This is a genomic window from Pseudomonas sp. PB106 (assembly GCF_009764645.1).
In the GTDB taxonomy this organism is placed as follows: Bacteria; Pseudomonadota; Gammaproteobacteria; order Pseudomonadales; family Pseudomonadaceae; genus Aquipseudomonas.
In genome coordinates this window covers 1-22,233 of the sequence record NZ_RWIM01000177.1, presented here as the reverse complement: position 1 = coordinate 22,233, position 22,233 = coordinate 1, and the positions used below count along the sequence as shown (strand labels likewise).

Here is a 22,233-nt window from a genome sequence, read left to right as displayed (position 1 = left end):
CAGCTCCTACATTGGAATGCAATTCTCTGTAGGAGCTGCCGAAGGCTGCGATCTTTGATCGTTCCCACGCTCTGCGTGGGAATGCAGCCATGGACGCTCCGCGTCCCGATGCCTGACGCAGAGCGTCACAGGAGGCATTCCCACGCTCTGCGTGGGAACGATCACGGTAGGAAGATTGGCGCTTGACCTTGCCCGCATGGCAAGGTTGATCCTTGTAGGCATCTACTACAGGGAGTACGACCGATGTCAGATTCCATCACCTTCGACCTGCCGATTGCCGGCATGACCTGCGCCAGTTGCGCCGGACGGGTCGAGCGGGCCTTGAGCAAAGTCAGCGGCGCCAGTGCCGTCAGCGTCAATCTCGCCACCGAACAGGCCCGAGTGCAGGCGCCGGTCGACAGTCTTGCGGCTTTGATGGACGCGGTTGAGCGCGCCGGTTACAGCGTGCCGCAGCAAACTATCGAATTGAACATCGAAGGCATGACCTGCGCCTCCTGCGTCGGTCGCGTCGAGCGCGCCCTGAACAAAGTCCCCGGCGTGAAAAGCGTCAGCGTTAATCTGGCCAATGAGCGCGCGCACCTCGAACTGCTCGGTCAGGTCGATTCACAAACCCTGCTCGACGCCGTCACCAAGGCCGGCTACTCCGCCAGCGTCTGGCAAGCCGAACATCCGCAAACCGATACCCAACAGCAGAAGCTCACGCATGAACGCTGGGCGCTGATCTGCGCGATCGCCCTCGCCCTGCCGCTGATGGCGCCGATGTTGCTGCAACCGTTCGGCATTCACTGGATGCTCCCGGCCTGGGCGCAATTCGCCCTCGCCACGCCGGTGCAATTCATTTTCGGTGCGCGCTTTTATGTCGCCGCGTGGAAAGCCGTGCGTGCCGGCGCCGGCAACATGGACTTGCTGGTCGCCCTCGGCACCAGCGCCGGTTATGGCTTGAGCCTCTATGAATGGGCGACCGCTGCCGGGCGTATGCCGCATTTGTATTTCGAAGCCTCGGCGGTGGTCATCGCTCTGGTGCTGCTGGGCAAATACCTGGAAAGTCGCGCCAAACGCCAGACCGCCAGTGCCATCCGCGCCCTAGAAGCATTGCGCCCGGAGCGGGCGATACAAGTCATCGACGGCCGTGAGCAGGATGTCGCCATCAGCGCCCTGCGCCTTAACGATCTGGTGCTGGTGAAACCCGGCGAACGCTTCCCGGTGGACGGCGAAGTCATCGAAGGCCAGAGCCACGCCGATGAAGCGCTGATCAGTGGCGAAAGCCTGCCGGTGCCGAAACAACCGGGGGACAAGGTCACCGGTGGCGCGATCAACGGTGAAGGTCGCTTGCTGGTACGCACACAGGCGCTCGGCGCGGAGACGGTATTGGCGCGGATCATTCGCCTGGTCGAAGACGCTCAAGCCGCCAAGGCACCGATCCAGAAACTGGTGGATAAAGTCAGCCAGATCTTCGTGCCGACGGTGTTGCTGATTGCCTTGGCGACACTGATTGGCTGGTGGCTGTACGGCGCGCCGCTGGAAATTGCGCTGATCAATGCCGTCGCTGTTCTGGTCATCGCTTGCCCGTGTGCACTGGGCCTCGCCACGCCGACCGCAATCATGGCCGGCACCGGTGTCGCGGCGCGCCACGGCATTCTGATCAAGGACGCCGAAGCACTGGAGCGTGCCCATGAAGTCAGCAGCGTGGTGTTCGACAAGACCGGCACGCTGACCTCCGGCACGCCACGTGTTGCCCATTTCAGTGCCGTAGATGGAGATGAACACAATCTGCTTAAACTGGCGGGAGCGTTGCAACGTGGCAGCGAGCATCCGCTGGCCAAAGCGGTGCTGGATGCTGCAGCCGAACGTGAACTGACCGTCCCGGATGTCAGCGACAGCCAATCCCTGACCGGGCGCGGCATCGCCGGCAATCTTGACGGCCGACGCCTTGCACTGGGCAATCGGCGGATGCTCGAAGAGAGCGGTTTGAGCGCCGGTGACCTCGCCGAATCTGCCACCGCCTGGGAAACCGAGGGTCGTACGCTGTCGTGGCTGATCGAGCAAAGTCCTGAACCGAAAGTGCTCGGTTTGTTCGCCTTCGGCGACACCTTGAAACCCGGCGCACTGGAAGCTGTGCAGCAACTTGCCGCGCGCGATATCCACAGCCACCTGCTGACCGGCGACAACCGTGGCAGCGCTCGGGTGGTCGCCGAGGCGCTGGGCATCCGTAATGTTCACGCTGAAGTGCTGCCGGCGGACAAAGCCGCGACCGTCGCCGAGCTGAAAAAAACCGGCGTGGTCGCCATGGTCGGTGACGGCATCAACGACGCCCCGGCCCTTGCCGCTGCCGACATCGGCATCGCCATGGGTGGCGGCACCGACGTCGCCATGCACGCGGCGGGCATCACTCTGATGCGCGGCGATCCACGGCTGGTGCCGGCGGCGCTGGAGATCAGCCGCAAGACCTACGCGAAGATCCGCCAGAACCTGTTCTGGGCCTTCGTCTACAACCTGATAGGCATTCCGCTGGCAGCGTTCGGTTTTCTTAATCCGGTGCTGGCCGGCGCGGCGATGGCGCTGTCGAGCGTCAGCGTGGTGAGCAATGCGCTACTGTTGAAAACCTGGAAACCCAAGGATCTGGAGGAGCACCGATGAACATCGGTCAAGCGGCCAAACACAGCGGCCTGAGCGCGAAAATGATCCGCTACTACGAATCGATCGGCCTGCTCAAAGCGGCCCATCGCACCGACAGCGGCTATCGCGTCTACGGCGACGACGATCTGCACACGCTGGCGTTCATCAAGCGCTCGCGGGATCTCGGCTTTTCGCTGGAAGAGGTCGGCAAACTGCTGACCCTCTGGCAGGATCGGCAACGCGCCAGCGCCGATGTGAAGGCGTTGGCGCGCCAGCACATCGACGAGTTGAATCAAAAGATTCGCGAACTCGGAGAACTGCGCGACACCCTGCAAGACCTGGTCGAACACTGCAACGGCGACCATCGCCCCGACTGCCCGATCCTCAAGGAACTGGCGTCGGGCTGCTGCGCGCAACCCTCCCGCGCCTGAGCGCCAGCCACTTCACCGCGAGCAAAGTGCCGAGGGGAATGCCGTGGAATAGCATGACCACGGCACCCGGCGTCCACCAGGCGTAGAACGGCGCGGCGATCAGCATGCCGACACCCAACCCGGTCATTTGCAGCAGCGTCAGAAAACTGAAAATCGGCAGGCGCAGAGATTCCGGTTCGCGCTGCAGACGTGACATCAGGCCGACTTCGGAAAAACCGTCGCCCAGCCCTGCCGGCAGCGAAAACAGCAGCAAACCGAAAAGGCTGTGCTGCTGAAACATCAGGATGAAGCCGCAGGACATCAGCGCCACACCGAAAAAGAATCGGCGCTCCAGATGAACGTTGTCCGAGCCCTTCAGGCGGCTGGCGATTCGCGCTCCGAGCAATTTGCCGCTGGCCCACACCGCGAGCATCAGGCCCAACGTGGTGCTCGCCGAATCCGGCGAGAGCAATTTCGAGATGATCGGAAAACCGACGTTGTGCGCCGCGCTGCCGAGGGTGTCGCCCATGCTCACCGCCAGCATCGCAGCAATCACCGGCGCACTGCGCAGGCAGTGCATCAAGGCTGACCATTCGCTGCGATCAGTTTTTTCGTCGACGGTGTTTTTTTCGAAACGCAGCGGCACGATCAGCACGGCCGCCAACAGGTAGGTCAGCGCATTCAGGGCGAACACCGTCTCGAAACCAAAAGCGGCCACCAGCAAACCGGAAACCAGACTGCCCCCCACCATCGCCGCCGAAGAGGCCGCCGTGATCCAGGCGTTAGCCTTGAGCAATTGATCGCTGGGGATCAAACGCGGCAATTGGCTGTTGAGGCCGATGGCGAACATCGAATTGCCCAGGCCCAGACCGAAGGCAACCACCGGCAAGAAGATCGCCTGTTGTGCGACGGGCACGATCAGCAGCAAACCGAGCAGGCTGGCGCGCAGCAGATCGAAGGCAATCAACGGCAGGCGCCCGCCCCAACGGCGGTAAAACGCGGTGCCGATCAGGCTGGCAACAATCCCTCCGCCCACACGGCTGGCGAGAAAAATCCCGACGCTCATGGCGCTGTTGCTTAGCAGGTAGACGTAAGTGGCGAGCGCGACCATGTTGAGGAAAGCGCCAAAATCGGAGATCAATCGGGCGGTGACGATCAGTTGGGTGTTGCGCGGGGTGGTCACATTCAATCCTTGAGTGTGCGGAGGCCGGTCAGATTCCCACACAACTTTCAGCAACACCACTACCCCTGTGGGAGCTGGCTTGCCAGCGATAGCGGTGGTTCAGCCTGAGAAGATGTGTTGCCTGTAATAGCCCTTTCGCTCCCACAGGTTTTTTTGGTGATCTCTGGAGAACTGCAGGGCACAAAAAACCCGGCCGAAGCCGGGTTTCTCATCAAGCGATCACTGCATCCACGGTGGTGGCGGTGGTTCGTCGGACTTGCCTTTCGGCTCGTCGTCTGCCGCACGGATCGCCTGCTTGCGTTCCTCGTCGAGGCGCGCCGCTTCGATCTCGCGCAACACCCCACCGACATCAGCGAGGTCTTCCGGATCATCGAACTCACCGGTCAGCACGCTGGCCGGGTGCAAGGTGCCCGCTTCGTACAGCGCCCACATTTCTTTCGCGTACTTGGTCTGCTTCAACTCCGGCGCGAAGCGCCCGAAGTACGAAGCCATGTTGCCAACGTCACGTTCAAGCATGCTGAACGCGTGGTTGTTGCCCGCTGCATCCACTGCCTGAGGCAAGTCGATGATGACCGGGCCGGTCGGTGTCAGCAGCACGTTGAACTCCGAGAGGTCACCGTGCACCAGACCGGTACACAACATCAGCACGATCTGCGAAATCAGGAACGCGTGATACTCACGCGCCTGATCCGGCTCCAGCACCACGTCGTTCAGACGCGGCGCCGCGTCGCCGAACTCATCGGCGACCAACTCCATCAACAGCACGCCGTCGAGGAAGTCGTAAGGTTTGGGCACCCGTACACCGGCACCGGCCAGACGGAACAGCGCCGCCACTTCGGCGTTCTGCCAAGCGTCCTCGGTCTCTTTGCGACCGAACTTGGAGCCCTTGGCCATCGCCCGCGCCTGTCGGCTGTTGCGAACCTTGCGGCCTTCCTGATACTCGGCCGCCTGGCGGAAACTGCGTTTGTTCGCCTCCTTGTAGACCTTCGCGCAACGTAACTGATTACCGCAGCGCACTACATAAACAGCTGCTTCTTTGCCACTCATCAGTGGGCGCAGCACTTCGTCGACCAGACCGTCCTCGATCAGGGGTTCAATGCGTTTTGGAGTCTTCATCAGCTTTTATTGTGGGTCCTTTATTACCAAACACGCGAATGTCACTCGTTATACGGCAATCCTCGCACCACGGGGAGGGGTTGCCGACCTGTGAACCCTATGAATGCACACACTGTGCCGAAAAAATCGACCGTTGCGAATCATAGCCGAGCCCGGGTCACTTGTTGTTATCGGCCGTCGAGGGCATTTGCGACAGAATCTGACATCTGCTTTGCCATAGCACCAGTAAACCTGTGGGAGCTGGCTTGCCAGCGATAGCGGAGTGTCAGCCACTGCAGAGGCTGGATGTGCCGGCCCTATCGCTGGCAAGCCAGCTCCCACAGGGGATGTGGTCAGCGTTCGATGATGGCGGTGACGCCTTGACCGCCGGCGGCGCAGATCGAAATCAGGCCTCGGCCCTTGCCCGCGGCATCGAGGAGTTTGGCCAAATTGGCGACGATGCGTCCACCCGTGGCAGCAAACGGATGCCCCGCCGCCAGCGAACTGCCCTTCACATTGAGGCGGCTGCGGTCGATCGAGCCCAGTGGAACGTCGAGGCCCAAGCGGGTTTTGCAGTATTCCGGATCTTCCCAGGCTTTTAACGTGCACAACACTTGCGCGGCGAACGCTTCGTGAATTTCGTAGTAGTCGAAGTCCTGCAAGGTCAGTCCATTGCGCGCCAGCAAGCGTGGCACGGCGTACACCGGCGCCATCAACAGGCCCTCGGCACCGTTGACGAAATCCACCGCCGCCGCTTCGCCATCGCGCAGATACGCGAGGATCGGCAGACCGCGTTCCTTCGCCCACTCTTCACTGCCCAGCAGCACCACCGAGGCGCCATCGGTCAGCGGTGTGGAATTGCCCGCCGTCAGCGTGCCTTTGGCGCTTTTCTCGAAGGCCGGTTTCAGCGAAGCGAGTTTTTCCAGCGTCAGGTCCGGACGCAGGTTGTTATCGCGGGTCAGGCCGAGAAACGGCGTCATCAGATCGTTGTGCCAACCCTCGGCGTAGGACGCGGCCAGTTTGTGATGACTCTCGAGCGCGAGCTGATCCTGATCTTCGCGGGGAATGTTCCAGGTCTGCGCCATCAGCTCGCAGTGCTGCCCCATCGACAGGCCGGTGCGCGGCTCGCCGTTGCGCGGGAATTCGGGAATCAAGTGTTTTGGCCGTAGCTGCAGAAAAGTTTTCAGCTTGTCAGCGGTGGTTTTGCCCCGGTTGGCTTGCAGGAGAATTCGGCGCAGGCCTTCGCTGACACTGATCGGTGCGTCCGAGGTGGTGTCGACGCCGCCGGCAATGCCGCTGTCGATCTGGCCGAGGGCGATTTTATTCGCCACCAGGATCGCCGCTTCAAGACCGGTGCCACAGGCTTGCTGGATATCGTACGCAGGCGTCGACGGCGACAAACGCGAGCCGAGTACGCATTCGCGGGTCAGGTTCATATCCCGTGACAATTTAAGCACTGCACCGGCCACCACTTCACCGATGCGCTGGCCGTGCAGGTTGTAGCGTTCGATCAAACCTTCAAGGGCGGCGGTGAGCATCGCCTGATTGCTGGCCGTGGCGTACGGCCCGTTGGAACGGGCGAAAGGAATACGGTTACCGCCAATGATCGCGACGCGGCGCAGCTGACTCATGCATAACTCCTTGTTGATCCGGATTCATTGAGATCCCTGTGGGAGCTGGCTTGCCAGCGATAGGGCCGGCACATCCAGCCTCTGCAGTGGCTGACACTCCGCCATCGCTGGCAAGCCAGCTCCCACAGGGTCGGTGGTCTACTCTGCTGTTCTAGCGTAGGCCGTATTGCGTGGATCGAACGATTGATTGCCGTCGATAGTCCACACTTTGAACCCCAACTTCTGGAGAGCGTTCCATGTCTGACCGCTATATCGACTTCGCCAACTCGTCCATCGGCCATCGTCTGGTCGGGGCACTGGGCCTGCCGTCGCCGGTGCGGCTGGAACGCTGGCAAGCCGGGCGTCTGCGTCCGGTGGAGGGCGCGCTGCTGATCGGCGGCGGACCGCTGGCCGAGCGCATCAGCCACTTCGCCAACCGTTTGACCGATGGCATTTATCGCTACGGCGAACAGCCTGCAGCCGCCACCGCGTGGATTCCCGGCCACGGTCCGAAACTCAAAGCAGTGGTGTTCGACGCCAGTGAGTTGCAGCACACCGACCAGCTCAAGCAGCTGCGTGAATTTTTCCAGCCCTTGATGAAGAATCTTGAGTCCAGCGCGCACCTGGTGATTCTTGGCCGCGCCCCGGAAACCCTGCGCGAGCCTTTCGCCGCCAGTGCCCAGCGAGCGCTGGAAGGTTTTTCCCGTTCACTGGCCAAGGAGTTACGCAGCGGTGGCACGCTGCAACTGATCTACGTTGGCGAAGGGGCCGAAGATCAACTCGAAGGGCCGCTGCGCTTCTTCCTCTCACCGAAAAGTGCCTTCGTCTCCGGCCAGGTGATTCGCCTCACAGCCTGTGCGACTCCGGTGACGGACTGGACGCGACCACTGGCCGGGCGCAAGGCGCTGGTCACGGGCGCGGCGCGCGGCATCGGCGCCTCGATTGCCGAAACCCTGGCGCGTGATGGCGCCGAGGTGATCCTGCTCGACGTGCCGCCGGCGAAAAGCGATCTCGACGCCCTCGCCGCGCGCCTCGGTGGCCGCAGCATCACCCTCGATATCTGCGCCGAAGACGCTGCCAGTCAACTGATCGAACAGTTGCCCGACGGCCTCGACATCCTGGTGCACAACGCCGGCATCACCCGCGACAAAACCCTGGCCAACATGACCCCGGAATTCTGGGACGCGGTGCTGGCGGTGAACCTCAACGCCCCGCAAGTGCTGACCAAAGCCCTGCTCGACAGCGGCACGCTGCATGACAACGCACGGGTGGTGCTGCTCGCCTCGATCAGCGGTATCGCCGGAAACCGTGGGCAAACCAACTACGCGGCGAGCAAGGCTGGATTGATTGGTCTGGCGCAAGCGTGGGCGCCAACGCTGCTTGAACGCGGCATCAGCATCAACGCCGTGGCCCCGGGTTTCATCGAAACGCAGATGACCGCGCACATTCCGTTTGGCCTGCGTGAGGCCGGTCGGCGCATGAGTTCGCTGGGCCAGGGCGGCTTGCCACAAGACGTCGCCGAAGCCGTTGCGTGGCTGGCGCAACCGGGCACCGGCGCCTTCACCGGGCAGGCGCTGCGGGTCTGTGGACAAAGTGTTCTGGGGGCTTAAGGCATGAGCATCGAATGGCACACACTGGATCGCGAACCGAGTTTGCCCGGGCTCTACGCGCGGGCGGCGACGCGACGCAAAATCACCGGCACGCAACTGCCCGACAGCGGTTTGCGTTGCTGGGTGGATGTCGATGGCCAACGTCTGGCGGCGTATCGCAAGGTCTGCGGATTTGCCGATGACGGCCTGTTGCCGCCGACTTATCCACACATCCTCGCTTTCGCTTTGCAGATGCAATTGCTGACGGACAAGGACTTTCCGTTTCCACTGCTGGGGCTGATTCACCTGAGCAATCGCATCCGCGTGCTGCGGCCGATGGGCGGGATCAGCCGCGCGCAAGTCAGCGTGCGGGTGCACAACCTGCAGCCGCATCCCAAAGGCGCGACGTTTGATTTGCTGACCACGCTCGATGATCAACTCGGGCCGCTGTGGGAGGCGGAAAGCCAAATGCTCTGTCGCGGGGTGAAACTCGAAGGCGAGGCGCTCGAGCAGGAGTGGCAGCCGAGCCAGGCGCTGACGGAAGTGGCGCACTGGCAAGCCCCGGCCGACATTGGCCGGCAGTACGCCAAAGTGTCCGGCGACTACAACCCGATTCACTTGAGCGCGGCGAGCGCAAAACTGTTCGGCTTCCCCACCGCCATCGCCCATGGTTTGTGGAACAAGGCACGCACGCTGGCAGCGCTGGCCGATCAGTTGCCCAAGGCCAATCTGGAAATCGCCGTGCATTTTCGCAAACCAGTGCGCCTGCCCAGCGAGGTCAGGTTATTGGCCAGCGCTGCGGGGTCCAGTGGCGAGTTGCAGTTGATGGGCGCGGGCGATCTGGAACACATGGCGGGTCAATGGCAACCGATTGCCTGACGCTCCGGGAGACCGCCGGACACCCGTAAATTGTGTATATATCACTTAAGTTTTCCTCGCGTTCCCCGCCCTTTCCGAAAAACCCCAGGCCTTGATTTTCAAGGCCTTTTTTTGCCCGTCTATATCCTCGGTATTAGTCATTACGCACTGCACAGGCGCTTATATATAAAGGCGTTAATACCAACTTGAGAATGGTTGAAATCCGCGCACCGACTGAAATTACAGCCACGGACGAGGCATCACCGACGACAGATCGGTGAGCCATCGAAGGCAACGAACGTTGTGACAGGTGCAAGGAATCTCGATCATGAAAACTCAAGACGTGTGGTGCAAATCAGCAATCGCTCTGGCATTGATTTTCTCTCTTGGCCTCGCTGGCTGCAGCAGCGGCGGTGGCGGCCATCACAGCAGTTCCGGCAGTTCTTCGCCGTCCAGCGACACCGCTGGAACAGGTGGCACCGGTGGTACTGGCGGCACGGGTGATACCGCAGGCACTGGCGGAACCGGTGGCACCGGCGGCACGGGCACAACCGATCCGACTAACCCGACTAATCCGACGAATCCAACCAACCCTACAGATCCAACCAACCCGACCAACCCAACGCCGACGCCACTGGTGACTACCACGCTGGTGCAGGATGTCGGCACTACCGTCGCCGGCGTGGGCGATGGCGTCGGTCAGATTGGCGACTCGTTGAGCACCGTCCCGGTGGTCGGTGGCGTTGTGCAAAGCGTGGCCAACACCGCTGGCAATGCCGTTAGCACATTGGGTGACGGCGTCGCCAACGGCATCGGCAAACTGGCCACCGATCCTAAAGGCCTGACCACCACCGTCGCCTCGGTCGGCGGCGTGGTCACCGATGTCGGCAACGGCGTGTCCGACCTCAGCGGTAAACTGGCGACCGCCACCGGCAGCGTGCCAGTGGTCGGCGGCGTGGTGACAAAAGTCGCGCCGCTGCTGGATGGCGTTGGCGTGAAAGTCACCATGCTCGGCAATACCCTCGACACCACGCTGACCAATGGCCCAACCAGCCAGTTGACCAACCAGCTCGGCAAAAATCTGGTGCCGGTGATTGCGATGGTCGAAAGCACCACCGACAAACTCGGCAGCGCGACCGGTCTGGGTGATCCGCTCAAAGGCGTGATTCAGAAAGTCGGCGATACCGTCAACGGCGTGGGCGACAAAGTCACCGACGCGGGCAATGGCAATGCGCTGACCAACACCCTCGGCGGAGCGCTGAGCAATACCGGAACTGCGGTCGGCAAGGCCGGCGGGCTGGTGTCCAACGGCACCGGTTCAGGTACTGGCGGCGGTGTTGGCGGTGGTCTCGGTGGAGGCCTCGGCGGGACGGGTCTGCTGCAAACTGTCGGAGGCGCGGTGGTCAATGTCGGTGCAGGTCTGAATGCCGGTAGCAGCAATGGTGTGGTCAGCGCCGGCGGCGTTACCGTTGGTAGCCTGGGTACTGCCGTCGCTTCGCTGAACTCCGCATTGGGCGGCTCGGGCTCACCGATTACCGCTACGACTTCACCACTGGCCAGCGTCGGCGCCACTTTGGGCACAGCGCTGAACCCGGTCACCAGCGGCGTCACCAACGTGACTCAACAACTGGGCGCCGCTACCGGTCTTGGTTCGCCAGTCGCCGGCCTTACTGGCCAGGTCGGCGCGGCGGTCAGCGGCATCGGCAACACCATCGCCGCCACCAACAATCCAGTGACCACGGCAGTCGGTGGTCTGGTCAACAACGTCGGCGGTACCGTCGCTGCAGTCGGCGGCCTGGTCAACGGCGGTGCCAGCGGGGGCGCCACCGGTGGTGTGGGCGGCGGGCTGGGCGGTCTCGTCGGCGGTCTGACCGGCGCTCTGGGAGGCAACAAACGCTAAATTGCACCTGGCCGATTCGACGGCCTTACCTACAGCGCCTACGCTTGGTTGAGGGCGGAAGATTCCCACGAGTCTTCCGCTTTTTTCTTAGGAAAAAACAGCCTTAAGCTGTGACCTGACCATGGAGTGTCCTATGCGCGTTATGGCGTCTTTGCTGTTCCTCAGCCTCAGTTCCGCTGCCCTCGCCGACACCCTGCCCAGCTTTCTCAACAGCAACGAAACCATCCGCAACCTGCCCGTGCCCAACTTGCCGGCCGATGCCTATCGCCCGAGTGCCGCGCCGGTGCAAGTACCGGAGGCCGGAGCGACCGCTGCGCAGCCATTGATGATGAGCACCAAGGTCAATCTGAAAACCGTGCAGATCGAAGGCGGCACGATCTACCCGCTGACCGAACTGGCGGAGAATTACAAACCGCTGATTGGCCAGCAAACCAGCCTCGCCGACCTGATCGAAGCCACGCGCAACATCACCCGACGCTATCAGCAGGACGGTTATCTGCTGTCCTACGCGTTCCTGCCGCAACAGAATTTCGACGACGGCGTGGCGCGGGTGGTGCTCGTTGAAGGTTACGTGCGCGACGTGCAGATGCAGGGCGACATCGGTCGGGTCAAAGGCCTGATCGATGAGCTGGCCGCGAAGATCCAGGCTGAACGTCCGCTGACCCGCAAGACGTTCGAACGCTACACCACGCTGATGACGCGCATCCCCGGCGTGACGATTCAGGCGCAGGTGCCGCCGCCGGGCACCACCGACGGCGCGACCACGCTGGTCGCCGAAGCCAGTCGCAAACCGTTCACCAGCACCCTGAGCACCACCGAAGACAACCGCAACGGCACCCAGGCCTTGCTCGGTGTCAGCAGCAATTCGCAGACGTCGATGGGCGAGCAACTGACCCTCAGCGGCTTGTTCCCGCCGGGTGATGATCACGAGCATTACTACCGCCTGGACTACAACCAATTCATCAACAGCGAAGGTGCGCAACTGGCCCTGTCCGCTTCGCGCTACCGCGCCGACCCGGGCACCAGCCTGTTCCTCGACAACGGCCTGGAGCTCAAGCCCCATCGCGAGAACGACCGCTATTCAATCGGCTTCAACCTGCCGCTGATTGCCGCCTCCAATGAACTGCTCACCGCCGGCTCACGGCTTTACGCAGTCAACGACAAAACCCGCTACAAGGTAGTCGGCTACCCGTTAAGCGCCGAGGAACGCACCGACATCCGCGCCCTCGCCTTCGAAAGCGACTGGCGCAAAGCCGATGCCCGGCAACTGCGGATTTTGAGTGGTGGTGTGTACCAGGGCATCGATGGCATGGGCGCGAAAACCAACAACAGCGCCATCGACCTCGACTTCTTCCGCGTGCGCCTGTCCGGCGTGCAGAGCAACAAATTCCTCGACAACTGGCAGGGCGTGTTGTCGGCGGCGTTGTACTGGAGCGACGACACCTTGCCCGACAGCGAACGCGCCGTGTTCGGCGGACAGAACTTCGGTCGCGGCTATCCCGATGACCAAGCGTCCGGCGACAAAGGCTGGGGCGTGGCGTACGAGGTCAACTACAGCTTCAACCGCGATGGCAACTGGGTGCGCATCCTGCAACCGTACTTCGTGCTGGACCGCTCGCGCAGTTGGTTCAATGAATTGCCGGTACAAGCGAACAGCCTGTCATCGGCAGCGATCGGACTGCGCTTCGGCGATGCCAAGTACTACAACATTGCGCTGGAGGCGGCGAAAGCGATGTCGGATGAAGCGTTCGATACGTTCAATCGTCGAGCGCGTTACAGCATCAGCTTCAGCTATCAGCTATAACCCGCCCCCACTCTGGAGCAACAGCACCAGAGTGGGATTGGCTCAGGTTCGCGGATCAATCCGGTCCAGCGCCCGGCTCACCGCCAACTCAGCAAGCATCACAATCTGCTGAATCGCCAGCGCCGTGTTGCGCTGCGGGCGACTGAGCTGGTCGGCAAAATCACTGGCCATGACGTTGGCCGACGCCAGGGACTCACAGGCATGAGCCAGCAAACTTTCGGTGTCGATGTTCGGCTGCACGAGGAACATCGTACTGGGCTGGTAAGGTTTTGAAGGCTTGGGGCAAAGGTAGAAATCGAGAGCGCGCTTGATGGCCTCGCGGTTTTTGAGTTGATCGTCGAAGCGTATGGCGTCTTCGAGCGGGGTGCTGGTTTCGGGGGGCGGGTCGGGAATCAGCTTGTCCATTAATAACTCCTACTTGGCTGTGGAAGCCATCTCTTGTCGTTTCCACACAACAAAAGGTGGCAGCTATGCGCAGGGTGGAAATACCGATAAGTAGGCAACCGGCCAGACCGAAGCCTGCCCACGCACAGCCGCCGCGACACAGTTTGCAGACGAAAGAAGTCGCCGACAATGATTACGGTGGTGGTGCTGTGCATCTACTTGAATTTCAGGTTTCCACACCTGGCCGCTGAGCATTCAGCGACAACCCAAAGGCTAGAGAACGCACGTCTGACGGACAACCTGAAAACCTTGTGGGAAGGTTCTGCTTGTTTGACACAGAATTAAACAGGCTCAAGTCATTGGATCGATGGACTGGCCTCATCGACAGCAGGGCTAGCTCCCACAATTAGACCGAGTGCACTCATCTGAATGCATGGTCGGCTGTCAGGCCCCATCGCCAGCAGGCTGGCTCCCACAATTAAACCGAGTGCATTCAGTCGAATGCATGGTCGACTGTCAGGCCGCCATCGCTGGCAAGCCAGCTCCCACAGGGATTGGGTGAAGTCAGCCAATAGGCCGAGTGTCAGCTCGCCTCGCTTTTGATCTTGATCCACGGGCGACTTCGGAAGGCTGAGCGGAGGGATTGATCCGGGGGTGGGAGCGCAGCGACCGTTCGACGAAGTCGAACACATCGAGAGGAGGTGCAGCGAAGCAAACCGGAGGCGATGCGCCCGGATCAATCCCGGAGCGAAGGAACCCCGAGCTCTAGCGAGCGGGCCGCACGTAGGAGCAAGCCTTTTGGGTTACCTTTTCGGCGTTTGGAAAAGGTGACCCGCCGTAAGGGCGGAACCCTAAGCCGCCGTTACCGCAGCAACGGATATGTACTCAATCCCCCTCTCAAAAGATCAAAAGATCAAAAGATCAAAAGATCGCAGCCTTCGGCAGCTCCTACATAGGTCAACCGCCGCTGCCAGAACCACTATCAACCTTCCCCCCCTGCTCCTGATCAAAAAACTCCGGAATCTCATGCTGATAACTTTTCAACCACCGCTGCATGACCAACTCCCGCTCCGCCGGAGTCAACGTCTGCAGAGTCGGCGAAGCAACCTTGTTACGCGCCTGCAATTGCAACCAACCCTCGGTTTCCTGCTGCTGAGCCGAAGCCGGCCCCGCATCAATCGCATAACCGGTCAACGGCGCCGCGAACAAACCAAGACAGACAAAAATGGCTTTCATCATCGCGCCCCCTACTTGAGCATCGCCGTGACGGCGACAGTGGATCGGTTCGGCAGCTTGAGTTTCTCCGCACGCCCCTGCGCCTCGCTGAATTGCGCCGGGCTAAGGCCAAGACGACTAACCAGCTCAGCCGCACGATTCCAGTCATCCTGATACAACAACAACGTCACCAGATTCAGCGCCGCCAACTGATCACTCTGCTTGAGCTCCATGGCGGTGAGAAACTCGAAGCGCGCATCTTCAAGACGCAACTGATTGAGGTAAACCACACCGAGGTCATTGCGGATTTTTTCGTCGGTGGGCGCCAGACGCGCGGCGCGCTGCAAATGCGCCTGCGCCTGACCGTAGTCGGATTTGGCCGCAGCGAGCTGCCCCAAACCGTGTTCCGCCTCCGCCGCCAGACACGAACCGAGCAGGCTGCGGTACAGCGGCTCGGCCTCGCTGCGACCGAGCAAGCGATAGACCTTGGCCTTGCGCAGACGTACGTCGGCAATGTTGTCCGGCAGGCTCTGCAGGTTGGCGAGGCTGGCGTGCAGTTTGCCGTCGTTGGCCATGTCGTCGGCCAGGTTCAGTGACAGTTGTTGATCGGAGCTCAACTTGCCGCAACTGGCGGAATTGGTCAGCGCATCCCACGGCGTTTGCCCGGTGTTGGCACAACCGCCGAGCAGCAGAAAACAGGCACCTGCAATCATTGCTTTCATCACGATCCCTCTAGGCTCCCAGCGCCTTCGCCAGGGCGGTGAAGCCCGGGCCGGCCAGGACAATCAATAACGCCGGGAAGAGAAACAGCATCATCACGACGGACATTTTCGCGGACATCTTGGAAATGTATTCCTGCAGGCGCGTCAGGCGCCGGTCATCGAGCAATTGCTTGAGCGCCAGCAGCGACTTCATCGCCCCACCGCCCTGATACAGCAACTGCTGAAGAATCACGCAGGTATCGGTGAACTCATCCACCGCCAATAACTGCGTGGCCTTGTTCAGTTCTTCGCCCAGCTCCAGACCGGAGTCGACGCGGCTCAGCACCAGGCGCAATTCGTACGTCAGCACCGGCAACAGCGCCTGACCTTCATGACTGAGCACACGCAACGCCTGCTCCACGGCCATGCCGGATTCGAAAAGAATGCGCAGCAGCGGAATGAACGTGCCGATCTCGCTGGCCAGTTGTTTCTGCCGACGCGTCACGGCGATCACCAGCAGGCGTTTGGGCAACAGATAGCCGACGCCGAGGGCGAACAACGGCGCGATCCATTGTTTTTCCACGGCAGGAAAAAACACCGATTGCAGCAGCAGCGTCAGCGCCAGCAGCAACAGTGGCGAGCCGATCTGGCACGCGGCAAACAATGAACGCTGACGCGCACTGCGCCAGCCGAGGCGGTTGAGCAGCGACTGGGTTTCGTTGTCGAGTTTGACGCTGTGCTGACCGACCTTGCTGTCGCCGAGCACTTGCAGCAGGTTGCCGAAACGGTTCTCGCGGATCAGGTCGCCCTCCAATCGGCGACTGATCTGCCGCGCCCGCCGGCGCTGCTCCAGCAGACTGGTGAGGAGTAAGGCGGCGGCGCCGAGCAGAAGCAGCGCGCTGATCATCAAGGGCGTGGTCATAGGCTGCGCAACATCCGCCAGAGCAACAGACTGCCGATCACCTGCATGCCGAACGCCGTGGCCAGCATTCGCTGCCCGGACGGGTCGTGCCACATGGCGACCAGATAAATCGGATTGGCCATCAGGAAATACCCAGCCATGACGATGGGCAGCAAACCCAGCACCCACGCGGTGAGGCGGGTTTCGCCAGTCATGGCGCGCAATTGGCGTGAGGCCTGATCGCGCTCGCGAATCATCTTGATGAGGTTTTCCAGCAGCTCGCTGGCGTTGCCGCCGTAACGGTGATTGACCTTGAGGCCGAGGGCGAACAGGCGAAATTCATCACGTTCGTACAGTTCGGCCAGATCCGACACCGCATCCGGCAGACTCACGCCCAACTGCACGTTGCGCTGCACCCGGCCCATGGCGTTTTTCAAGGGATCTTCGCTGGTGTCGATGCCACCCAGTACGGCATCCGCGAGGGTGCGTCCGGACTTCAAACTGCGCACGGTGTAATCGAGCAGTTGCGGCAATTGTTCGATCATCCGCCGCAGCCGACGTTGATAGCGCCAACTGACAAACAGGCGCAGAGCCAGCGGCGGCACCACGAGCAGCACCAGCAAACCGATCACCCCGGCGAGGGCGAAACCGATCAGCACGCCGAACGCCCACAACAGTAACCACAAGCCAATCCGGTCTGTAGGCCGACCGAGCCCGGCACGTAAAAACGCTCGCTCAAGGCCGACCCAGCGTGGCGCTTCCGCCGCCAGTTGCGGCTGTCCTTGATTGAGCCGATCGAGTACGCGCTCGGCACCGCCCTGACGCCAGCCGTTGTAGAACAGGCGCAGTGACAACCCCAGCAGCGTCAGGCAAATCACGATCAGCAGCAGCGGTTTGAGCATGCCGTGGCCCTCAGTGCGCGAGCGTCGGTTCGCGACGCAGCTTGTCGCCCGCCGGGTTGACCGCTTCGCGCAGAAAGCCGAAGCCGGTGCGCCGGTCGAGGCGAAACAACGTGTTGGTCACGTAGACGTCGTCGCGTACGCCGACCACTTCCACCACTTCGCTGACACAGCGACGACCATCGGGCATGCGCGTCAGTTGAATCACCACGTCGAGGGCGGCGCAGATCATCTGCCGCAGCGTACGTTCGGCGATGGTGCGGCCAGTGAGGCCGACGAGGGTTTCCAGACGCAGCAAGGCGTCTTGTGCATTGTTGGCGTGTACGGTGCTCATCGAGCCGTCGTGGCCGGTGTTCATGGCGGTCAGCACATCGACCACTTCGACACCACGAATCTCACCGAGAATGATGCGGTCGGGGCGCATGCGCAGGGCGTTGCGGATCAGGTCGCTGGCCTTCACTTCGCCGTGGCCCTCGGCATTCGGCGGACGGGTTTCCAGGCGCACAACGTGCGGATGGCCGAGCTGCAGTTCGGCGACGTCTTCGATGGTCACCAGTCGTTCATGGGGGTTGATCAACTGGCTGAGAATGTTCAGCAACGTGGTCTTGCCGGTGCCAGTGCCGCCGCTGATCAGAATGTTGCAGCGCTTGCCCACCGCTTCTTCGATGAAGTCGTAGATCGCCTGATCGATGGTTTGCATCGCCATCAGGTCGCTGCTTTTGAGCATGTCCTTGCGAAATTTGCGGATCGACAGACACGGCCCGTCGAGGGCGATCGGCGGGATGATCGCGTTGACCCGACTGCCATCCGGTAGGCGTGCATCGACCATTGGCGACGATTCGTCGAGACGTCGCCCCAGCGGCGCGAGAATGCGCTGCATGACCCGCTCGACATGGTGCGCATCGATAAAGCGCAGGTCGCTCAAGTGCAGCACGCCATCGCGTTCGATAAACACCCGGTGCGGGCCGTTGACCAGAATCTCGGTCACGGCGCTGTCGCGCAGTAGCACTTCGAGCGGGCCGAAACCGGTCAGTTCGTCGACGATCTCTTCGGCCAGCCGCTCCATTTCATAACGGGAAATCGCCAGGTGCAGACGCGCGATGTATTCGGCGACTTTGTCGATGACAAATTGCGAGAGCACCTGCCGAGAACCCTCAAGCAGGTTTTTCCCGGACTCTTCAATGGCGTCGATGATGTAGCGGTGCAATACCAGTTTCAGGCCATCGTGGTCGGTGTTGCCGCTCGCGTGGCGCTGCGGGCCACCGAACAGTTGCTCGCCGTTCATGATGTACCTCGCAGGCGATCGAACCAGCTGGCCTTGGGTTTGGCCAGGCCTTCGGAGCGTTTTGCCAAGCGCTCGCCGAGGGTGCGCAGGCTTTGGCTGATGGCTTCACGCGGGGCCAGTTCGAACAGCGTCACGCCCTGGTTTTTCGCGTTGAGGCGGATCTCCGGGCTGTAGGCGAGCACGGCAATCACCTCCAGGCCGAAGGTCTTGCCGAGGGTGTCGGAATCCGGTGCGACGTTGCGCAGATAGCGGTCGATCAGCAGCCGGCCATGGTCGAGTTTCATGCCTTTTTCGCGCCACAGATTGAGCACGGCAAGATTGCGCCGGCAGTCGAGCACGTTCTGATCGGTGTACCAGAGCAGCTTGTCGCAATGGCTGACGAAGGTGCGCAGCGCTTCGCTGTCGGGCTGCCCAGTGAGGTTGACGACGATGTGCTGGAAGTGTTGGCGCAAGGCGCTGAGCAACATGTACAACTCGGCGGCGCTGGTACGCTCCAGCGGCTCGTCACCGGCGGCGTAAGCGAGGATGCGCAGGCCCGCTTCGGCACTGGTGAACGCGCTGTCGATCAGGGTCGCATCGAGACGCCGCAAGTGGCGCAGCGCGTCGCCAAAATGGAACGAGCTTTCCAGGCCAAGCAAGGCCAGGCTGTCGCCACGGGGCAAGCCCAAATCGAGCAGTAACGTCTGCTGCCCGCTCTTCTGCACCACCAGCGCCATGTGGTTGGCCAACAGCGCGCCGTCGGCGTTGCTTTGCACGCCATAGAGCACGGTCAGACCGCCGAGCTGGGTGTTCGGTGTGACGGCTGGCAGGCGTTTGCTCAAGCGCCGCACCAGCCCGGCGACCTCACTGGAGCGCGAGCCGTAAGCGACGAAATCTCGCGCACCGGCACGCATCGCGTTGAGTACAAGTTGATTGTCCATGCCGTCGCCGAGCGCGACGATGGCGAGCATCGGTTTGGCTTCGAGCACGCCTTCGATCAAGGCGCTCTGCGCGACCAGATGATCGCGATCAAGCCCGACGAACACCAGGCTGGCGAAGGTCACGTCGACCAGCGCGAGCAACTCGTCGAGGCTGCCGCCACCGGCGCTGACCACCTGACCGAGCGGCGCGAGCGCACCTTGCAACCACTCAAGATCGGTGTCGTTACGGGTGATGGCGAGGAAGGTCTGGCTGAGGCTCTGGCTCATTGCGATAACCCGCTGCGTTTATCGAAGTTGCCGTTTTCAAGGAAGTACAGGCGATACCAGTTCGGGTCGTAGTTGCGCAGTTTTTCACCCGGCAGCGACGGCAGCGGCGCGTTGGCGGCCAGCGGCTGTACCAGGTGCGGCGTGACGATCATCAGCAGTTCGCGCTCTTCACGATTGATCGACGAGTTGCGGAAAAACGCCCCGATGATCGGGATGTCGCCCAGGCCGGGAAACTTGTTCACTTGCGACGCATTCTGTGTGCTGATCAAGCCGCTGATGACAAAACTTTCGCCATCGGCCAAAGAGATGCTGGTGTCGGTGCGGCGGATGGTGAAGGCCGGCACGGTGGTGCCACCGATGGTCACGCCATTGTTGTAGTCCAGCTCGCTGACTTCCGGCGCGACCTTGAGCGCGATGCGATCAGGACCGACCACGGTCGGGGTCAGCGTCAGGCGAATACCGAACTCTTTGTATTCAATGGAATAGCTGTTGCTGTTGGCACTCGGCACCGGGATCGGGATTTCCCCGCCAGCGAGGAAACTCGCACTCTGCCCGCTCAACGCCACCAGACTTGGCCGTGCCAGGGTATAAGCGAATCCGCTGCCCTCCAGCGCATTGACGATGCCGAGGAATTTACTGCTGCCGCCGCCCCAGACGATGTTGAACATGTCGTTGGCCAGCGGAATGCTGGGTGCCACGATGGGTACCGTGCCCGGCCTGACGCCGGTACCCGGCACCGTGCCCGGGCCGCCGAACAGGAAGTTGTTGGAGCCCTTGCCGTAGATCGACGTGCCCGCCTCTTTCAGTTTGGTGCGGCTGACCTCGACAAAACGGATGTCGGTCTGCACTTGCGACGGCAAGGTCGGATCACCTGTCGCCGGCAGCGCCACCGCCGTCATCGCCGCACTCGCCTTGCCCTGCACGAACACCATGCTCTGGCGCGGCGCGCTGGCGCAGGCGCTCCAGATCATCAATGTGGTGGCGCCCGGCGCAACGCCCGTGAGCAGCACGCCTTGATCACCGGTGACTCGCACGTCGGCGATTTTCGGATCGCCCACCGCCACCCGAGTGATGGGCACCGGTGATTGCAGCGCCTGCTGTAGACCTTCGCCGACTTCCAGTGTTGCCGGCAACGAACCGAGCGCAGCGCAGTTGCCAGCGGCTGCGAGGGCAGTGCCGATCGAAGCAACGCTCAGCAGCGAGGCCCGGAGCAAGCCATTGAACAGGGGCGTGAAGCGTGTGCGCATGTAAAGGCGTCCTTGCTCGAATCAGGGAGTGGGTTGAGCGTTTTCGGCACCGCGAATGACTTCCACGGTCGCTTTGCGCGCCGTCGGTTGCCCGGCTACGGCGAGTGGTTTGGGCGCGGGCGACAGTGATAACTGGCTGAACTCGAGCAACGCGCGACGCGGCGTATCGAGCTGCGTGGCGACATCGTTTTCGCCGGCCCAATACTTCGCCAGTTGCTGCTCGTCAGCGCTGCGAACCGCCAGGCGCAAAACACCGGCACCCGAGGCCAGCATCAAACGGCTGAGCAACGCTTCGGGCACCGCCAGCACCACGCTGCGCGCTGCCATGCGCTGTTGTTCCTGCTTGAGTCGTTCATCGTCGCTGCGCGCGGGGCTGGCGGGTTGACCATCGTTGGTCAGGCCCATCTGGCTGCCGACACCCAGCACGCGCACCGCCGGCACCACCAACTGCGCTGACGGCTGTGGATTGTTTTCGTCCTTGCGCAAAAACAGCAGCACATCGACGTAATCGCCCGGCGCCAGTTGTCCGCCGACGCTGATCACTTCGTCCACGGACACCGCCAGTGCGCGCTCACCGGGACGGATCATCCGTGCCAGTTGGCTGCCCGGTTCGAAGCTTTCTTCATTCAGCCAACTGCCGGCGCTCAACGGGCGCCACGGCGTACGACCGATGACTTGATCGACATTCGCCAGGCTACCAACGGGAGCGGTGCGCAGTTTTTCCACGGTGACGTCGGCGGCGGTGATTTTCACGAAGGGCGCGATGTCGCGCAGCAATACCACCACGGGTTGACGGGTCGGATCTTCAACAGGTTGCGCAGGCACGGCAGGCGTTGCGTCCGGGGTGACGGCAACGGGTGCTGCGACCGGTTCGACGGCCGGTTGACGGCTCAAGGTCAGCCCCCAATATCCGGCGATGATGGCACCCAGCAAAAACAAGCCGGCCAGGCCCAGAGTGACGCGACTGTTCATGACGGCTCTCCCTTTCCCGCTGCGCGTTCTTTCTTATGCAATGACCCGTCACTTTCAACGAGATAAATTCGCAATCAGGCAGCAATGAACAAGTAACTATTTCGCTATTTGACGGTAGTCCAGCGCGAACAAAACGCCATTAACAGCGGTTAAATATCCAACGAAAGTAGGAGGCTAAAGCGCCAAACTTGGTTTTTTACTGTAATTAGACCAACTACTACTTTCGGGTTAATTCGTTCTTACAGTTGTAGGCACGGGGAATGCCGACAATGCTGATGCTGGCACAGGGAAATCATGTTGCGAACGCGCAACGCCTGGCGTGCTCAAGGAGAATCCTCATGTCGTATTCCCAAATGGTTAAAAAATTCAAAGCCGAA

The 22,233-nt window shown here is 61.6% G+C and carries 18 protein-coding genes; 6 read left to right on the top strand and 12 right to left on the bottom strand.

From position 1 onward, the window contains the following. The first annotated feature begins 243 nt into the window (after window positions 1-243). Both cueA and cueR read left to right on the top strand, forming a co-directional pair. Complete coding sequence (cueA, locus tag EJA71_RS22825) at window positions 244-2,637, top strand: copper resistance metal-translocating P1-type ATPase CueA (protein ID WP_158959774.1); 2,394 nt, start codon at window positions 244-246, stop codon at window positions 2,635-2,637. Then, window positions 2,634-3,047, top strand: a complete 414-nt coding sequence (cueR, locus tag EJA71_RS22820; RefSeq protein ID WP_158959773.1) for a Cu(I)-responsive transcriptional regulator — start codon at window positions 2,634-2,636, stop codon at window positions 3,045-3,047. The genes cueA and cueR overlap by 4 nt, the downstream gene beginning before the upstream one ends. Here the strand turns inward: cueR and EJA71_RS22815 are convergent. From EJA71_RS22815 to EJA71_RS22805, 3 genes are all read right to left on the bottom strand, one after another. Further along, window positions 3,001-4,209, bottom strand: coding sequence for an MFS transporter (locus tag EJA71_RS22815; protein WP_158959772.1), 1,209 nt, complete (start codon window positions 4,207-4,209; stop codon window positions 3,001-3,003). The genes cueR and EJA71_RS22815 overlap by 47 nt on opposite strands. Window positions 4,210-4,428: 219 nt before the next feature. Then, window positions 4,429-5,325: a PA4780 family RIO1-like protein kinase gene (locus EJA71_RS22810; protein WP_122593621.1), complete on the bottom strand. Its 897-nt coding sequence runs from the start codon at window positions 5,323-5,325 to the stop codon at window positions 4,429-4,431. A 332-nt stretch (window positions 5,326-5,657) separates the two neighbouring features. Next, window positions 5,658-6,935 (bottom strand): acetyl-CoA C-acetyltransferase, encoded by a 1,278-nt coding sequence (locus EJA71_RS22805; RefSeq protein ID WP_158959771.1) that lies wholly within the window; start codon window positions 6,933-6,935, stop codon window positions 5,658-5,660. A 236-nt stretch (window positions 6,936-7,171) separates the two neighbouring features. On the opposite strand from EJA71_RS22805, the gene EJA71_RS22800 reads away from it, so the two are divergent. From EJA71_RS22800 to EJA71_RS22785, 4 genes are all read left to right on the top strand, one after another. Further along, window positions 7,172-8,524 carry a 3-oxoacyl-ACP reductase gene (locus EJA71_RS22800; RefSeq protein ID WP_158959770.1) on the top strand — a complete coding sequence of 451 codons (1,353 nt, stop codon included), beginning with the start codon at window positions 7,172-7,174 and terminating at the stop codon, window positions 8,522-8,524. A 3-nt stretch (window positions 8,525-8,527) separates the two neighbouring features. Further along, the gene (locus EJA71_RS22795) at window positions 8,528-9,382 is read left to right on the top strand and encodes a MaoC/PaaZ C-terminal domain-containing protein (RefSeq protein ID WP_158959769.1); all 855 of its coding nucleotides are present in this window, start codon (window positions 8,528-8,530) and stop codon (window positions 9,380-9,382) included. 307 nt (window positions 9,383-9,689) lie between these two features. Further along, a complete protein-coding gene (locus EJA71_RS22790) occupies window positions 9,690-11,261 on the top strand; it encodes a collagen-like triple helix repeat-containing protein (RefSeq protein WP_158959768.1) in 1,572 nt (523 codons plus the stop codon). 133 nt (window positions 11,262-11,394) lie between these two features. Then, window positions 11,395-13,065 (top strand): ShlB/FhaC/HecB family hemolysin secretion/activation protein, encoded by a 1,671-nt coding sequence (locus tag EJA71_RS22785; RefSeq protein ID WP_158959767.1) that lies wholly within the window; start codon window positions 11,395-11,397, stop codon window positions 13,063-13,065. A 42-nt stretch (window positions 13,066-13,107) separates the two neighbouring features. Here the strand turns inward: EJA71_RS22785 and EJA71_RS22780 are convergent, their stop codons facing one another. The 9 genes from EJA71_RS22780 to cpaB all read right to left on the bottom strand — a co-directional run bounded on the left by EJA71_RS22780 (window position 13,108) and on the right by cpaB (window position 21,856). Next, window positions 13,108-13,470 (bottom strand): DUF6124 family protein, encoded by a 363-nt coding sequence (locus EJA71_RS22780; protein WP_158959766.1) that lies wholly within the window; start codon window positions 13,468-13,470, stop codon window positions 13,108-13,110. Window positions 13,471-14,406: 936 nt separating this feature from the next. Beyond that, entirely contained in the window at window positions 14,407-14,685 is a 279-nt protein-coding gene (locus EJA71_RS22775) for a DUF3613 domain-containing protein (RefSeq protein ID WP_158959765.1), read from the bottom strand. 11 nt (window positions 14,686-14,696) lie between these two features. Next, window positions 14,697-15,386, bottom strand: coding sequence for a tetratricopeptide repeat protein (locus EJA71_RS22770; RefSeq protein ID WP_158959764.1), 690 nt, complete (start codon window positions 15,384-15,386; stop codon window positions 14,697-14,699). 10 nt (window positions 15,387-15,396) lie between these two features. Beyond that, window positions 15,397-16,287, bottom strand: a complete 891-nt coding sequence (locus EJA71_RS22765; protein ID WP_064388817.1) for a type II secretion system F family protein — start codon at window positions 16,285-16,287, stop codon at window positions 15,397-15,399. After that, the gene (locus tag EJA71_RS22760; RefSeq protein ID WP_158959763.1) at window positions 16,284-17,168 is read right to left on the bottom strand and encodes a type II secretion system F family protein; all 885 of its coding nucleotides are present in this window, start codon (window positions 17,166-17,168) and stop codon (window positions 16,284-16,286) included. Before EJA71_RS22760 ends, EJA71_RS22765 begins: the two co-directional genes overlap by 4 nt. Before the next feature lie 10 nt (window positions 17,169-17,178). Then, the gene (locus EJA71_RS22755; RefSeq protein WP_158959762.1) at window positions 17,179-18,450 is read right to left on the bottom strand and encodes a CpaF family protein; all 1,272 of its coding nucleotides are present in this window, start codon (window positions 18,448-18,450) and stop codon (window positions 17,179-17,181) included. Next, a complete protein-coding gene (locus EJA71_RS22750) occupies window positions 18,447-19,637 on the bottom strand; it encodes a pilus assembly protein (RefSeq protein WP_158959761.1) in 1,191 nt (396 codons plus the stop codon). The genes EJA71_RS22755 and EJA71_RS22750 overlap by 4 nt, the downstream gene beginning before the upstream one ends. Beyond that, window positions 19,634-20,884 carry a type II and III secretion system protein family protein gene (locus EJA71_RS22745; RefSeq protein WP_158959760.1) on the bottom strand — a complete coding sequence of 417 codons (1,251 nt, stop codon included), beginning with the start codon at window positions 20,882-20,884 and terminating at the stop codon, window positions 19,634-19,636. Before EJA71_RS22745 ends, EJA71_RS22750 begins: the two co-directional genes overlap by 4 nt. A gap of 21 nt (window positions 20,885-20,905) precedes the next feature. Continuing rightward, window positions 20,906-21,856, bottom strand: coding sequence for a Flp pilus assembly protein CpaB (cpaB, locus tag EJA71_RS22740; RefSeq protein ID WP_158959759.1), 951 nt, complete (start codon window positions 21,854-21,856; stop codon window positions 20,906-20,908). Between the last annotated feature and the right edge of the window lie 377 nt (window positions 21,857-22,233).

Coding starts and splice junctions, on each gene's coding strand:
- cueA (WP_158959774.1), top strand. CDS start 244: ATGTCAGATTCCATCACCTTCGACCTGCCGATTGCCGGCATGACCTGC.
- cueR (WP_158959773.1), top strand. CDS start 2,634: ATGAACATCGGTCAAGCGGCCAAACACAGCGGCCTGAGCGCGAAAATG.
- EJA71_RS22810 (WP_122593621.1), bottom strand. CDS start 5,325: ATGAAGACTCCAAAACGCATTGAACCCCTGATCGAGGACGGTCTGGTC.
- EJA71_RS22805 (WP_158959771.1), bottom strand. CDS start 6,935: ATGAGTCAGCTGCGCCGCGTCGCGATCATTGGCGGTAACCGTATTCCT.
- EJA71_RS22800 (WP_158959770.1), top strand. CDS start 7,172: ATGTCTGACCGCTATATCGACTTCGCCAACTCGTCCATCGGCCATCGT.
- EJA71_RS22795 (WP_158959769.1), top strand. CDS start 8,528: ATGAGCATCGAATGGCACACACTGGATCGCGAACCGAGTTTGCCCGGG.
- EJA71_RS22790 (WP_158959768.1), top strand. CDS start 9,690: ATGAAAACTCAAGACGTGTGGTGCAAATCAGCAATCGCTCTGGCATTG.
- EJA71_RS22785 (WP_158959767.1), top strand. CDS start 11,395: ATGCGCGTTATGGCGTCTTTGCTGTTCCTCAGCCTCAGTTCCGCTGCC.
- EJA71_RS22780 (WP_158959766.1), bottom strand. CDS start 13,470: ATGGACAAGCTGATTCCCGACCCGCCCCCCGAAACCAGCACCCCGCTC.
- EJA71_RS22775 (WP_158959765.1), bottom strand. CDS start 14,685: ATGAAAGCCATTTTTGTCTGTCTTGGTTTGTTCGCGGCGCCGTTGACC.
- EJA71_RS22770 (WP_158959764.1), bottom strand. CDS start 15,386: ATGAAAGCAATGATTGCAGGTGCCTGTTTTCTGCTGCTCGGCGGTTGT.
- EJA71_RS22765 (WP_064388817.1), bottom strand. CDS start 16,287: ATGACCACGCCCTTGATGATCAGCGCGCTGCTTCTGCTCGGCGCCGCC.
- EJA71_RS22760 (WP_158959763.1), bottom strand. CDS start 17,168: ATGCTCAAACCGCTGCTGCTGATCGTGATTTGCCTGACGCTGCTGGGG.
- EJA71_RS22755 (WP_158959762.1), bottom strand. CDS start 18,450: ATGAACGGCGAGCAACTGTTCGGTGGCCCGCAGCGCCACGCGAGCGGC.
- EJA71_RS22750 (WP_158959761.1), bottom strand. CDS start 19,637: ATGAGCCAGAGCCTCAGCCAGACCTTCCTCGCCATCACCCGTAACGAC.
- EJA71_RS22745 (WP_158959760.1), bottom strand. CDS start 20,884: ATGCGCACACGCTTCACGCCCCTGTTCAATGGCTTGCTCCGGGCCTCG.
- cpaB (WP_158959759.1), bottom strand. CDS start 21,856: ATGAACAGTCGCGTCACTCTGGGCCTGGCCGGCTTGTTTTTGCTGGGT.